Annotated in this window: 13 protein-coding genes; 4 read left to right on the plus strand and 9 right to left on the minus strand. The window is 41.2% G+C overall.

Annotation, left to right across the window (positions count from 1 at the left end):
- Positions 1–66: 66 nt before the first annotated feature.
- The gene (gene metE, locus G337_RS0105690) at positions 67–2,370 is read right to left on the minus strand and encodes a 5-methyltetrahydropteroyltriglutamate--homocysteine S-methyltransferase (protein ID WP_028863022.1); all 2,304 of its coding nucleotides are present in this window, start codon (positions 2,368–2,370) and stop codon (positions 67–69) included.
- Positions 2,371–2,475: 105 nt separating this feature from the next.
- On the opposite strand from metE, the gene G337_RS0105695 reads away from it, so the two are divergent.
- Positions 2,476–3,366 (plus strand): LysR family transcriptional regulator, encoded by an 891-nt coding sequence (locus G337_RS0105695; protein WP_028863023.1) that lies wholly within the window; start codon positions 2,476–2,478, stop codon positions 3,364–3,366.
- A gap of 33 nt (positions 3,367–3,399) precedes the next feature.
- Complete coding sequence (locus G337_RS0105700; RefSeq protein WP_028863024.1) at positions 3,400–4,050, plus strand: cupin domain-containing protein; 651 nt, start codon at positions 3,400–3,402, stop codon at positions 4,048–4,050.
- Between the two features lie 125 nt (positions 4,051–4,175).
- Here G337_RS0105700 and G337_RS0105705 read toward each other — a convergent pair whose 3' ends face one another.
- Positions 4,176–4,538 (minus strand): hypothetical protein, encoded by a 363-nt coding sequence (locus tag G337_RS0105705; RefSeq protein ID WP_028863025.1) that lies wholly within the window; start codon positions 4,536–4,538, stop codon positions 4,176–4,178.
- 305 nt (positions 4,539–4,843) lie between these two features.
- Between G337_RS0105705 and G337_RS0105710 the strand changes: the two genes are divergently transcribed.
- The gene (locus G337_RS0105710; RefSeq protein WP_028863026.1) at positions 4,844–5,542 is read left to right on the plus strand and encodes a Crp/Fnr family transcriptional regulator; all 699 of its coding nucleotides are present in this window, start codon (positions 4,844–4,846) and stop codon (positions 5,540–5,542) included.
- Positions 5,543–5,721: 179 nt separating this feature from the next.
- Here the strand turns inward: G337_RS0105710 and G337_RS0105715 are convergent, their stop codons facing one another.
- Complete coding sequence (locus G337_RS0105715) at positions 5,722–6,837, minus strand: flagellar hook-basal body complex protein (RefSeq protein ID WP_028863027.1); 1,116 nt, start codon at positions 6,835–6,837, stop codon at positions 5,722–5,724.
- A 362-nt stretch (positions 6,838–7,199) separates the two neighbouring features.
- Entirely contained in the window at positions 7,200–8,237 is a 1,038-nt protein-coding gene (locus tag G337_RS0105720; protein ID WP_028863028.1) for a flagellar hook-basal body complex protein, read from the minus strand.
- 1,032 nt (positions 8,238–9,269) lie between these two features.
- Here G337_RS0105720 and G337_RS0105725 point away from each other — a divergent pair.
- Positions 9,270–9,989 carry an SIMPL domain-containing protein gene (locus G337_RS0105725; protein WP_028863029.1) on the plus strand — a complete coding sequence of 240 codons (720 nt, stop codon included), beginning with the start codon at positions 9,270–9,272 and terminating at the stop codon, positions 9,987–9,989.
- Between the two features lie 76 nt (positions 9,990–10,065).
- Here the strand turns inward: G337_RS0105725 and G337_RS0105730 are convergent, their stop codons facing one another.
- The 5 genes from G337_RS0105730 to cydP all read right to left on the minus strand — a co-directional run bounded on the left by G337_RS0105730 (position 10,066) and on the right by cydP (position 13,505).
- A complete protein-coding gene (locus G337_RS0105730; RefSeq protein ID WP_245597634.1) occupies positions 10,066–10,365 on the minus strand; it encodes a cyd operon YbgE family protein in 300 nt (99 codons plus the stop codon).
- Complete coding sequence (gene cydX / locus G337_RS0105735; RefSeq protein ID WP_028863031.1) at positions 10,355–10,495, minus strand: cytochrome bd-I oxidase subunit CydX; 141 nt, start codon at positions 10,493–10,495, stop codon at positions 10,355–10,357. The genes G337_RS0105730 and cydX overlap by 11 nt, the downstream gene beginning before the upstream one ends.
- Positions 10,496–10,528: 33 nt before the next feature.
- The gene (gene cydB, locus G337_RS0105740; protein WP_028863032.1) at positions 10,529–11,668 is read right to left on the minus strand and encodes a cytochrome d ubiquinol oxidase subunit II; all 1,140 of its coding nucleotides are present in this window, start codon (positions 11,666–11,668) and stop codon (positions 10,529–10,531) included.
- Positions 11,669–11,676: 8 nt separating this feature from the next.
- Positions 11,677–13,236 (minus strand): cytochrome ubiquinol oxidase subunit I, encoded by a 1,560-nt coding sequence (locus G337_RS0105745; protein ID WP_028863033.1) that lies wholly within the window; start codon positions 13,234–13,236, stop codon positions 11,677–11,679.
- 74 nt (positions 13,237–13,310) lie between these two features.
- Positions 13,311–13,505, minus strand: coding sequence for a cytochrome oxidase putative small subunit CydP (gene cydP / locus G337_RS0105750; RefSeq protein WP_037027124.1), 195 nt, complete (start codon positions 13,503–13,505; stop codon positions 13,311–13,313).
- Positions 13,506–13,845: the final 340 nt, after the last annotated feature.

Genomic DNA, 13,845 nt, shown 5'->3' on the forward strand with positions numbered 1-13,845 from the left:
CATGGTATATTCTTGATTAATCATCTAAAAAAGGAGCGCTTTCAACGCTCCTTTGTTCTCGGCATTCTAACCGGCACGCAGCTGCAAAGCCGCTTTTACCATATTTGTAAGCGCAGGTTTTACTTCATGCCACTGCCTTGTTTTCAAGCCGCAGTCCGGATTAACCCATAACTGCTCCGCAGGAATACGCCGCCCTGCTTTTTCCATTAACTGCACCATCTGCTTAATATCCGGTGTGTTGGGGGAATGGATATCATAAACACCCGGACCAATTGCATTGGGATAGTTAAATTCTTCAAATACATCCAGCAGCTGCATATCAGAGCGTGATGTTTCAATGGTGATAACATCGGCATCCATGGAGGCAATAGCGGCAATAATATCGTTAAATTCGGAATAACACATATGCGTATGGATCTGTGTTTTATCCTCAACACCGTTAGCGCTGATACGAAATGCCTGAATTGCCCAGTCCAGGTACTCAGACCATTTACTGCGGTGCAGAGGAAGCTTTTCACGCAGGGCTGCTTCATCAATCTGAATAATACTGATCCCGGCTTTTTCCAGATCTAATACTTCATCGCGCACCGCTAATGCAATCTGGTTACAGGTTGTCTGCAGCGCCTGATCATCGCGCACAAATGACCAGTTTAAAATGGTAACCGGGCCGGTTAACATGCCTTTTACCTGTTTTTCAGTTAATGACTGCGCGTATGCACTCCATTCGACGGTCATCGCCTGCGGACGAGAAACATCACCAAATAAAAGCGGCGGTTTTACGCAGCGGGAGCCGTAAGACTGTACCCAGCCGAACTGTGTAAAAGCAAAACCGTCAAGAAGCTCGCCGAAGTACTCCACCATATCATTGCGCTCAGCTTCACCATGCACTAAAACATCAAGACCTATGTTATGCTGCTGGTCAATACAAAACTTTATCGACTGTTTCATACTGTTTTTGTACTGTACTTCGCTGATTTCACCTGAACGTCTGGCTTTACGCGTTTCACGAATATCACTGGTTTGCGGAAATGAACCGATGGTGGTCGTCGGATAACTCGGCAGATTTAAATAGGACTGCTGAACAGCAGCACGCTGCGGGAAAGCCTGTTTACGCTCACCTAGAGATGCATTGATATGTTCAACTCGCGACTGCACCTCGGGGTTAAAAACACGGGTACTGTTATAGCGGCTGTGCAGTGCGAGTTTATTTTCCTCAAGCTCACTGCTTACCGCTTCACTTCCCTGATTTAAGGCGATGCCTAAAATATTTAATTCCTGCAGCTTTTGAGCTGCAAATGCTAACCATGATTTAATCTCAGGATCGAGCTTCTGCTCGCTGTTAAGATCCACCGGCACATGTAATAACGATGAACTTGGCGCAATCCATAAGCGCTGCTGGAGCTTATTATGAATCGGTGTTAACCACTCTAACGCAGCATTAAGATCCGTTTTCCAGATATTACAGCCGTTAATAACACCTAATGATAAAACCTTATTTTCACTCAAATAGTTAACTGCAGATTCAACTTCATGGCGTGCATTAACCGCATCAAGGTGCAGTCCGGCAACCGGCAGTTCACAGGCTAGTTTCAGGTTATCTTTAAGCTCACCAAAGTAAGTGGTTAATAACAGCTTAAGTTTTGACTGAGTGAGTTTATGATAAGCACTCTGCAGTGCTTCCTGCCACTGCTTATCAATTTCCAGCACTAAAACAGGCTCATCAATCTGCAGCCATTCAATCCCTTTATCTTCTAATAAAAGTAAAAGCTGCGCATAGGTTTCCAATAAAGCCGGAAGCAGATCTAATCTGCTGCTTTGATCTTTTTCTTTACCCAGCCATAAATAGGTGACCGGCCCGATAATCACAGGTTTTACATTTTTACTGATCTGCTGCAGCTCTTCTATCTGCTTAATTAGATTATCTGCATTTAAAGTAAAGGTGGTCTGCGTCTCAAACTCCGGCACAATGTAATGATAATTGCTATTAAACCATTTAGTCATCTCCCCTGCCTGCGTTTCACCTGCATTGTTATGAACCGCAGAGCAGCAGTTTTTTTTCTGCGAACGCCCGCGGGCTACACGGAAGTAGTTATCCAGCGAATTATCATCACTGCTTTGTTTCGCCCGTGCTGGAATATTCCCTACTAAAAAACTGGTATCGAGTACTTGATCGTACAGTGAGAAGTCACCGGCAGTGTGCAGGTTTAAAGATAAATCCTGCTGTGCAAGCCAGTTATTTCGGCGTAACTGAGCTGCGCTTGCCTGCAGTTGTGTTTCTGTTATTTCACCAGCCCAGAATTTTTCTTGAGCAAACTTTAACTGGCGTTTATTACCAATTCGTGGAAATCCTAAGTGATGTAATTGTGCCATTTTTTCTCTCTCTTTTGCCTGCTGTTGAAGTTAAAAGTTATTATGCGTAGTATTTATCATGAAAAATAATGATGTTTTACACGCAATCCATGAGGTTTATTCATAATGATCGAGCCGTCTCATCTTAAAATAATGATTGCCCTGCATGAAAAAGGCACATTAACTCAGGCTGCAGGTTCGCTGTGTTTAACGCAGTCAGCCCTGTCGCATCAGATTCGTTATTTAGAAAAAAAGCTCAATGTTAAGTTATGGCAGCGCTGTGGCCGGCGGCTGCGGTTAACACCTGCAGGTGAGCTGCTGTTAAAAACAGCGAAGAAAGTAATGCCGGCGTTAGCCCAGACTGAGCAGGCTTTAAAAGCAATGGGTGAAGGTGTTCAGGGGTTACTGCGCATAGGGGTTGAGTGTTATCCATGCAATGAGTGGCTGACCCAGGTGGTTGCTCACTCTTTACAGGAGCAGCCGAATATCGATATTGATATCATTCGGCAGTTTCACTTCTCCGGTATTGAAGGGCTGATAAATCATCATGTGGATTTACTGGTTACACCGGACACCATTGAGCACAAACTGCTGCAGCACCATGCGTTGTTTGATTATGAGCAGGTTCTAGTCGTCTCAAACAAGCATGCACTAGCAGATCAAAGCAATGTTTTCGCCGAACAGCTGCAAAGCGAGGTGCTGTTTACTTTTCCAGTCGAAAAGCAGCGTCTGGATATTTATCAGCAGTTTTTATGGCCTGCAAAGGTGCAGCCGAAGGGACATAAGCAGATTGAATCTTTAGCAATTATGCTGCAGATGGTTGAATACCAGCGCGGCGTTTGTGTTCTTCCCGAATGGCTGGCAGATAATTTAAGCGAACAGTACAAGATAAAAAAATTACGTTTAGGTGAACAAGGCATTTATAAAACCCTGTATGCGATGATTAAGAAACAGGATAAATCGATCCCCTATATCAATAAGTTTATTGAGATAGGTAAAGAAAGTGCAGTGAGTTAGAGTTTAGGGGAGAGCTTAGAGAGCGGAGGAGTAATGGCAGATTTAAACTTAGATTTTTCGAAACGGATAGTAATCAACACGGATCAGAAGCCCTGGATAAACTCGCCCATGCCGGGTGTACGGCGTATACCACTTGCTAGAGCCGCTGATGAAAGCGGTCATATCACCAGCATAGTGCAGTATCAGCCGGGCTCTTATTTCAGCGGCCATAGTCATCCTCTGGGCGAAGAGATATTTGTATTAGAAGGTATTTTTTCTGATGAGCATGGTGATTATGAAAAAGGGACTTATCTGCGTAATCCGCCGGACAGTTTTCACCAGCCTTTTAGTAAACAGGGCTGCACTATACTGGTCAAACTTAATCAGTTTGACCCGGAAGATAAACAGCAGGTAACGATTAACACTAATACGGCCAGCTGGCAGCCGGGCATTGGTGGCCTGCAGGTGATGCCTTTACATGATTTTGAACGGCAGTATACCGCCTTGGTAAAATGGCCGGCCGGAGAGGTGTTCCAGCCGCATAGTCATTTCGGAGGCGAGGAGATTTTCGTTTTGTCCGGCACATTTAAAGATGAACACGGCAGCTACCCGAAACATACCTGGATCCGCAGTCCGCATTTAAGTGAGCATCACCCTTTTGTAGAGCAGGAAACCATTATTCTGGTTAAAGTCGGGCACCTTTAATTCAACGGCTATATTTTCATTCCTGCACTCTGTGTGGGAATGCAGAACAAAACCATCCGTTGTGCTTCAAATTTAAACGAGAGATTAAGAGCGCTATCAACTTCAGATGTCAAAAAGTCCAGCCTTTATGAATTCCCCCTAAAAGCATGCAGACGTATTAAAGCCCGCTTAATAGCCGTTGTCGATGAGTCTGAGCTGATCTGTTCAATTTTATAACGTTTGAATATTTCACTTAAATAAGCACAGGTAAAATTTAACGGCGCCTGAGCAAACAGTTTTGGGTTCGATGAATAATCACAGCCATGTCTATAAAACCAGTCTCTATGATCTTGATCTTCCATAAAACCAGATTCACTAATAAGCTGCTTTAATTTAAATAACGAACTGTTCAAATTAACATGCGCTTCTTCAAACTCATGGGATAAATCAGCGACCGAGTTAATGGCCTGCTGGTTAGGCAGTAAAGAGATGTTGTATATTTTTCCCATATTGGCGTACCTTTATTTTAAGAACTTAGCTGTGAAGCTTATCTTTACCCACTTAAGCTGCGTTTAAAACATGAACAATAATACCTGTTCAAAAAACGAGCTCTGTTCTTTAAAGAACACTTCCCTGCAATTACACAAAAAAGAAGAAATCTGCACACTTCGGCTCTGCATAAGTTAAAACAAGTGACAGCATAAATAGGAATATAAGCCGATAAGCCGGACGGCTGGTTTATTTGAGGCAAAGTTTTACTATGGAAACGAGTGCACTATATTTCATAGTATATTACTCTGATAATAGGCCTGAAATGACGGACTCTAGTACTGATGCAATCAACTGGCCGTGCCCACTGTCAAATACTTTAAAGCGGCAGCTGCTTGATATTGCACAATGCGGTAAAGGCCTGCCGAATACACAGAAAAAGGCCGCTTTTCCCGGCCTCTATTATATAACCAGCGGCCTGGCTACTCTTTCTTTCCTGTCTGAAAATATGAATAACACTTTAGGTTTTGTACTTGGTGTTAATGACTGGGTTGGAGCCAATTCATTAGGAAACAGCGCTGATCTGTTTTTTCTCACCGTTGAGCTGGAACCGGTAGAGTACCTGTTCTTATCAAAACAAAAAATTGCACAGCTGGCAGAAAATAACAATGAAGTTTTTAAATTCTTATATTACTGCATGATTCAAATGCAGCCAAGATCCCAGCAGGCTCCGCTCACCGCACTCCACGATAAAGAAATACGTATTGTCTATACCCTGCTCGCCTTAGCGCAAAAAAAACAAACTTTAAAAGGTGTAAAAACAACAATTGATATAACCCAGGAGCAGTTATGCACCGTGACCGGTCTTTCTCGGCCTAGAATTAACGAAGTACTAAAAAATATTGAAAAAGCCCAGGAAATATCAATTGAAAGGGGAAAAATCCATATTATTGACATCAATGCGTTAGGGGAACGTCTCAATCAGTTAAACAGCATGTTCAGCGATCCGAGGATAAAGCCGTAGTTATAAACATCCCTGCCTTAATTATTTGCAGCGACAAATTAATAACTAATATGTGATCTCTTCAGCTGCCGGTTACTAGCATAAATTACAGACGCGAATAATCTGCTCTTATTCGTTAACAGAAGTGCAGCTGTGAAACAGCACTTCTGCTTTACATTTTTTATCCCCTGTATAAGCGCTTAATAGTCATAATTGACGGGCACCATTGAACCGAAGGCTCGATATCCAGCATAACCAAGCCTTGCTTCTCCAGAAGCAGCTGTTTCTTTCCATAATGAATCACCTGCTGATTCAAGGTTTACCGGGCTCTGAAACTTGGCCATTGCAACAATACCAACAAGAACATCTTCTTGATCAACAAATGATAATGTGACCAGGCCGTTAGCGCCTATTTTCAACTCTTTCACATAATCGCTATAAGCCCCGCTTCCCTCAAGACTACTTACCTCAAACGACGCATTAGTTGACGTTATAGAGGTGACTCCATCGCTTTTAAAATATAATGAGATAAGCAGATCAGTGGCACCGTTGCTTAGCGGAAAATTATGATAACTAATGATTCCGTCATCTGTAGAGACAATACCGTCAAGATCATCATCCGTGATATCCAAATCACCATTTTCAGCAAAATCCAGTACTTGAGTGGAAACCGGGTCCATCAAATTACCGTCAATCGTCGTTCTAATTTCCCAGGTATTATTATCGCTGCTGGTTTTCATAAAATACATACTAAGTATGTGATTCTGTCCAAGCGAGTCATAGATTGTTACCGAGGTTGCATTATTAAAAGTAGTCGGATTAGCGGCATCAAAAGCATCAACTGCTAAAACAGTGTCATTAGCAGGTAAATTAGCACCGATGCCAACCGAGGTTGTCGCAACAGGGCTGCCGTAATTATACTCTAGTTGTATCGGTTCACTTGTTGACAAACTGACTGAAGCTGGACTGCCGTCTTCATTAACCGGAAAAACTTGAAGCGCTAAATTAGAGACATTCACCAAATAACCTTCACTATTAAAATAAAATTCATTTGAATTGGAAAAATAGATGTTTTCCCTTAAAGTATCGACATCTACAAGCACAAAAAAATCATTATCTACAGCCGTCTGCAGTTTAATACTGTCGATAGGTGGCGGAGTAACAGTTGTATTGTTATCTGCACTTGCTTCGCTGGAGGTAACTGCCACATTAGTAGTACCAGCGCTGGAGGTAACTGGCGTATTATTATCAGAATCTGACCCGCAGCCCGTAATAATTAACGGCGCTATAAAACATAAATACTTACATAATTTCATCACTTACTCCTTGTGGGTGGCAAATATAACCATTCATTTAATATCTGCTTTATTGTTTTCAATTTTTTATAAAATTATTTGCTTAGATTAAATATCAAGACTAAAACAATACAATTGATTTTACAAAAAAAATACAAAATAAAAGACAAAACAACAAGGTAAAGCATGTTTAACGATCCGAGAAAAAAACAGCAGTTTTAATTACTTGCAGCGGTAAATTAATAACTAATAATATCAGTTCTCTTCAGCTGTCGATTATCGGACTAAACAGCAGGTGCGAATAACCTATTCCTATTTAGTAACAGAAGTGCGGCTATAAACAGCACCTCTGCTTTACATTTTTTTATCCCCTATATAACCACTTAATAATCATACGTAACGGGTACCATTGAACCGAAAGCTAGGTGTTCGGCGTAGCCAATCCATGCCTCTCCTGAATCTACTGTTTCTTTCCATAACGAATCACCTGCTGATTCAAGATTTACCGGGCTGGGGAACTTTGCCATTGCAACGGTACCAATAAGGACATCTTCCTGATCAACCAATGATACTGTAACCAGGCCGTTAGCGCCTATTTTTAACTCTTTCACATAATCGCTATAAGCTCCGCTTTGACTAAGTCCAGTTACCTCAAAAGACTCATTAGTTGCGGTTATAGTGCTGACTCCGTCATTTCTGAAATATAATGAGATAAGCAGATCAGCGGCGCCGTTGCTTAGCAGAAAATTATGATAACTAATTATTCCGTCATCTGTTGATACAATACCGTCAAGGTCATCATCCGTGATATCCAGATCACCATTTTGAGCAAAATCCAGTACTTGAGTGGAAACAGGATCCATCAATTTACCGTCAATTGTTGTTCTAATTTCCCAGGTATTATTTTCGGTGCTGGTTTTTACAAAATACATACTAAGTATGTGACCATGTCCAAGCGAGTCATAGATTGTTACCGAGGTTGCATTATTATAAGTAGACAGATTGGCAGCATCAAAAGCATCAACTGCTAGAACAGTGTCATTAGCAGGTAAATTAGCGCTGATACTGACGGAGTTTGTCGCTACGGGATTGCCATAGGCATAATCTAGTTTCATAGGTCCACTTGTTGCTAAACTGACTGAAGATGGAGTGCCGTCAGCATTAACCGACAAAAGTTGAAGCGCTAAACCCGAGCTGTTCACCAAATAGCCTTCACTATTAAAATAGAAATTATTTGCATTGGAGTAATAGACATTTGACCTGTCGAGCTCCATAAGCACGAAAAAATCATTATCTATGGCCGTCTTCAATTTAATACTGTCAATAGGCGGCGGGGTAACAGTCGTATTGTTATCTGAACTTGGCCAGCAGCCCGCAATAACTAACAACGGCATAAACCAGAAATATTTATATAATTTCATCATTTACTCCTTGTGGGCTGTAAATATAACCATCCATTTTATATCGGTTTTATTTTAAGGTGTTTATAAAGTTATTAATTTAGACTCGTGTTAAACATCATCACTAAAACAATATAATTGATTTTACAAAAAAAACACAAAATAAAAGACAAAAGAACAAGGTGAAGCATGCTTTACGAGCTGCCAAACTAACAGTTAGAATAAATACACACTGTAATTTTTAAACGAAGAACAGCAAAGAACTGAACATTACTAAACAGGAGATGGGATTAGTGAGTTGAACGCAGAGAGTTGTTTTAAAGCTTATAAAAAACGGAAGAGTTACTTTTTAACGATTGTAAAAAGCCTCTTCCGCTGCACTATTAATTTTTGAAAGCTGGTTTTCTCTAACCAGTCGAACTGCCATTATTTTCTAAATAAACGAAAAGTAAACTTACGTTTATTACTCTTAGTGATGCACTCGCTTTTGCTGTACGCTAAAAAATTTTGTCCTGCAGATAAAAAATGAATATCCATGATAATTTCCTCTTATAATTATTGGTTTCTGTCAATCTCTGACGCAGCAAATGTAACCTAGATCACACTTTTACGCAAACAAAAAATGAAATAAAATTACAAAATAATAGTTCGCAAAGCGTAAAAACACAAAGACAAAGATAGTAATGCGATCGGCATCACCATAAAGCGTAATAATATTACAGAGCAATGCAGAGTCTGAGAACCAGCTGCAAAAGCATTCAAAAGCGTGATCCTCGCGAATTTAGCCGATAAAAATCAATGCTATATTTATCTGGATAGTCTAAACATGGAAAGTGCTAATAGCAGAGCCGACAAGGCCCTGTTCATTTATGCTGATTAAAATGAATGTTTGTTTTGATTTTGTAATTAGAACACCTAGCGGCTGCAGTCAACGGCTTGCTTTCAAACATTTTCGTATGCCTGATATAGATAACTCAATTAGCGGCACGGGTATAAATATAAGTACCTTCTCTTGGGAGCTTTATTTTTAAACAAAATTATTTGGAGAATCCAGTGCAGAAAAATACCAAAACAGGAGCAGGGCTTTTAGGTCTGTTTATATTTCTCGGTTTAGCTACCCTAGGCTACTTTCTTTCCAGTGCAGCCATACAATATAAGCTGTACGACAGAAGCGTGAAAGTAAAAGGGTTGTCCGAAAAAGAATACAAAGCAGATATCGTAATATGGCCGATAACATTTACCCTGGTAGATAACAATCTCACTGATTTATACCAGGGCATAGACATGCAGTCAGAAATGATACGCAAGCATCTCAACATAAACGGAATTACGGAAGAGGAAATTACTCTAGCATCACCGGCTATTACCGATAAATCAGCCCAGCAGTACGGCAGTAATACGCAGGCAGAATTTCGCTACTCGGCATTACAGACAGTTACCGTTTATTCAGAAAATATAGATATTGTACGTAATGTGATGAGTTCACTTTCTGAGCTAGGTAAGCATGGTATTGTTTTTACAGGCAGTAACTACCAGTCGCAAACTGACTATCTGTTTACCCGCCTCAATGAAGTAAAACCGGAGATGATTGAGGAAGCTACTACTAAAGCCCGAGAGGTCGCGGAGAAATTTGCTGAGGATTCACAAAGTTCACTGGGTAAAATTAAAAGAGCCTCGCAGGGACAGTTTACTATCACTGCCAGAGATAAAAACAACCCGCATATTAAACGCGTTCGTGTAGTCTCCACGGTTGAGTATTATTTATCTGATTAATAATCAAAAATTAATGCCGAGCAGTTAATCATTCACTGTCGGCATTATTCGCTCCTGTTAATTCGTCATCGCGGCTTTATACAAACATCCTGGTGGCGAAAAAAAACAGAACCGGCCACGCTAAATAGGGGGAGAAAATAACCCGCCACAACCACAACCGAGGTTCAAATCCTAAACCATGCACAAACGCCGCAGTTAAAGCCATCATCAGAACACTTAAGTAACCGTTCTCTAAAGCGGCTGTACTGTCAGCTATATGATTCGGATTAAGCAGCAGCAGGCCGCTTAACAGCAGCGCCAGCAGGGTAGAAACCCAGCGTGACAGCGCATACTGAAAGGGTTTATGAATAAAATCAAGTGTTTGATTAATCTTCATTATTCTCTTCTTGCAAAGCTGCTTTTTCAGCTTCTTTTTTATTTGCTTCAGTCTGCTCGAACCACAAACCATTAATAATACCAAATGAACAAGCTAATAAAATGCCTAATATCCAAGCATAATACCACATAGAACTCTCCTAAATAAGTTTTAAAAATTTGTATCAATAAGCTGAATGTTTATATTTCGCCATAAATTCTTTACCTAAACGACCGAACATTTTCAGGTAACACCAAGTGGTATAAGAGAGAATAATAGGTAGAAATACAGCTGCCGCTATGGTCATAATATTAAGCGTTTTTTCACTTGAAACAGCATCCCATACGGTAAAGCTGAAATTAGGATCAATGCTTGATGGTAAAATAAACGGGAACATGCTGAGTGCACAGGTTAATAACACCCCGGTCTGGGTAATGCTGCTGCAGAAAAATGCAAAACCGCTGCGGTTATATTTACTGGCAACCCAGGTTAACAGCGGAAATAACAGCCCGACAGCAGGCGCAGTCATGGTTAACGGGTATTTATCATAATTTGCCAGCCATGCCCCGGGCTGCACTTCAGCTGTTTTTAATAACGGATTAGCCGGCCCGCTAAGATCCCCAATAGAAGTGATCACATAACCGTCAATACCGTTTGCAATCCACACTCCTGCCAGGGCAAATAAAACCACTGCAAGCGGCGCACAGATCATTGATACCAGACGTGCCCGCTGACGCAGTGCACCGTCTGTTTTCATCTGCAGCCAGGTTGAGCCCTGCAGCACAAACAGAGTTAAACTGAACAGACCGACTAATAATGCAAAGGGGTTAAGCAGATCCAGAAATCCGCCCTGATACTGAGAGCGCAAAAAATCATCCAGTATAAAAGGCACACCCTGTAATAAATTACCAAAGGCGACACCGAAAACAATCGGAGGTACAACACCACCTATAAAAATGGCCCAGTCCCAGCTGTTTCTCCAGCGCGGATCTTCAATTTTACTGCGGTAGTCGAAACCCACCGGGCGGAAAAACAGAGCAAACAGGGTCAGCATCATAGCCACATAAAAACCGGAGAAGGCTGTGGCATAAACAGCTGGCCAGGCGGCAAAAATAGCACCGGCACCGGTAAGTAACCACACCTGATTACCGTCCCAGTGAGGCGCAATACTGTTTATCATAATACGGCGTTCGTCATCACTTTTACCGATAACCGGGATCAGTGCCCCCACTCCCATATCAAAACCATCGGTGATAACAAAACCAATCAGCAGTACACCGATTAATAACCACCACAACATTTTTAACGTTTCGTAATCAAACATAATCAGCCCTACCCTTGTTTGTTTTCTAATTGCTCGAAGTGATATTTACCCGTTTTTAAACTACTTGGACCTAAACGCGCAAAGCGGAACATCAGGAACATTTCAATGGCCAGCAGTACCGTATAAAAAGCGGCAATTGAGATAATACTAAACAGAAGCTGATCAGCGGTAACCGATGAGGCGCCCATATAGGTCGGCAGAACTTCTGCAATTGCCCACGGCTGACGGCCGTATTCAGCAACAAACCAGCCGGCTTCTATCGCAATCCAAGGTAACGGCAGACTATACAGACAAATTCTATGGAACCATTTATTCTCACCGATAGTATTACGTGCTGACTGATAAAACGCGAACAGGAAGATAAATAACATAAACACACCACAGCCGACCATTATCCTAAATGACCAGAACATAGGTGCAACGCCGGGGATACTGTCATCAACGGCCATTTTAATCTGCTCATCGCTGGCGTCGACCACATCCGGTGCATATCTCTTCAGCAGCAGACCATAACCCAAATCAACTTTAAGCTCTTCAAAAGCAGTTACATTCTCTTCTGTTTTATCACCTGCGCGTAATTTCTGCAGCAGACCGTAAGCTTTCATGCCGTTACGGATACGTACTTCATGATCTGCCATCAAATCTTTAAGACCGGTAACCTCCTTATCAATGGAGCGAGTAGCAATAATGCCTAATGCATAGGGAATTTTAACAGCGTAATCGGTACGCTCCGCTTCCTGATTAGGAAGACCTATCAAAGTAAAATCAGCTGGTGCAGGATGCGTGTCCCACTCAGATTCAATAGCGGCCAGCTTAACTTTCTGCACATCACCTACTTCATAACCGCTTTCATCACCTAATACTATGGTACATAAAATTCCCGCGGTACCGAATGCGGCGGCAATAGCAAAAGAGCGCTTTGCAAAACCTATATCACGGCCTTTAAGCAGGTAATATGAACTAATTGCTAATACAAACATAGCGCCGGCGACATAACCCGATGCAACAGTATGAACAAACTTAACCTGTGCAACCGGATTAAAGACCAGATCCGCAAAACTGGTCATTTCCATACGCATGGTTTCATAATTAAATTCCGCACCTACCGGATTCTGCATCCAGGCATTAGCAATAAGAATCCATAATGCCGACATACTTGAACCAAGTGCAACTAACCAGGTAGCGGCAAGATGCTGCAACTTACTCAGTCTGTCCCAGCCGAAGAAAAACAACCCAACAAAAGTCGATTCTAAGAAAAAGGCCATCATGCCTTCAATCGCCAGCGGAGCTCCAAAAACATCGCCCACATAATGTGAGTAATACGCCCAGTTTGTACCGAACTGAAATTCCATGGTCAGACCGGTAGTCACACCCAGCGCAAAGTTAATACCAAATAACTTACCCCAGAATTTGGTCATATCTTTGTAAATTTCTTTTTTGGTCATCACATACAATGATTCCATAATCACCAGTATCCATGCCAGACCCAGGGTCAGCGGCACGAATAAAAAATGATACATGGCAGTCATTGCAAATTGAAAACGCGATAAATCAACTATGTCATCCATTATTTTCTCCTAAATTAAATATTCTTAAACTGTTACAGCGTTTTATTATTATTTTGTAAACGCAGCGGTGATAACTATTCTGTCTGCTGAGTATTTTCAGTCCTGCTGAGCTCAACAGACAAATGATCCTCATCAAAAGGGACGGGATTTGAAAAGTAGAAATGCTTAATAGTAAAAATCACTATTACTTTAATAATCAAAATCACTGCAATTTCGCGAATTAGAGGAATCGAAAAAATTCCCTGCTGTGCTGACAATTTTTTAAACATTTTTACTGCCCGGATAAAAATCGAACTAAATTGTTAAAGCAATGTTAACCTTTACTCTAAAACCGCATCAAATTTAACATACCGTTAACATCAAAGGCTTACAATCAAAAGTGATTTCTTTATACTGCTGAACTTGACGTAGATCAAGTTTTTAAATGTAAATATAATCAGAAAACTAAGCTGATTCTAGTGACTAAAGCGGGGTAATCTCAGGGAGCTGAATTTAATTTCTTAATAGAAAAGCCAGCACTTGCAGTCAAAAGTGCGCAGGTAAATTATTTCAAGATGCAGATTCAGAGTTAAGCAAAACGAAAAGCAAGCAAATGACACTACCAAGCTA

It is taken from the genome of Psychromonas aquimarina ATCC BAA-1526 (assembly GCF_000428725.1).
Classification (GTDB): Bacteria; Pseudomonadota; Gammaproteobacteria; order Enterobacterales; family Psychromonadaceae; genus Psychromonas; species Psychromonas aquimarina.

Bases quoted from the DNA above. Each gene is read 5' to 3' on its own strand.
- G337_RS0105705 (WP_028863025.1), bottom strand. From the start codon at position 4,538: ATGGGAAAAATATACAACATCTCTTTACTGCCTAACCAGCAGGCCATT.
- metE (WP_028863022.1), bottom strand. From the start codon at position 2,370: ATGGCACAATTACATCACTTAGGATTTCCACGAATTGGTAATAAACGC.
- cydP (WP_037027124.1), bottom strand. From the start codon at position 13,505: ATGTTTAAAAAATTGTCAGCACAGCAGGGAATTTTTTCGATTCCTCTA.
- cydB (WP_028863032.1), bottom strand. From the start codon at position 11,668: ATGTTTGATTACGAAACGTTAAAAATGTTGTGGTGGTTATTAATCGGT.
- G337_RS0105710 (WP_028863026.1), top strand. From the start codon at position 4,844: ATGACGGACTCTAGTACTGATGCAATCAACTGGCCGTGCCCACTGTCA.
- G337_RS0105730 (WP_245597634.1), bottom strand. From the start codon at position 10,365: ATGAAGATTAATCAAACACTTGATTTTATTCATAAACCCTTTCAGTAT.
- G337_RS0105745 (WP_028863033.1), bottom strand. From the start codon at position 13,236: ATGGATGACATAGTTGATTTATCGCGTTTTCAATTTGCAATGACTGCC.
- G337_RS0105715 (WP_028863027.1), bottom strand. From the start codon at position 6,837: ATGAAATTATGTAAGTATTTATGTTTTATAGCGCCGTTAATTATTACG.
- G337_RS0105695 (WP_028863023.1), top strand. From the start codon at position 2,476: ATGATCGAGCCGTCTCATCTTAAAATAATGATTGCCCTGCATGAAAAA.
- cydX (WP_028863031.1), bottom strand. From the start codon at position 10,495: ATGTGGTATTATGCTTGGATATTAGGCATTTTATTAGCTTGTTCATTT.
- G337_RS0105720 (WP_028863028.1), bottom strand. From the start codon at position 8,237: ATGAAATTATATAAATATTTCTGGTTTATGCCGTTGTTAGTTATTGCG.
- G337_RS0105700 (WP_028863024.1), top strand. From the start codon at position 3,400: ATGGCAGATTTAAACTTAGATTTTTCGAAACGGATAGTAATCAACACG.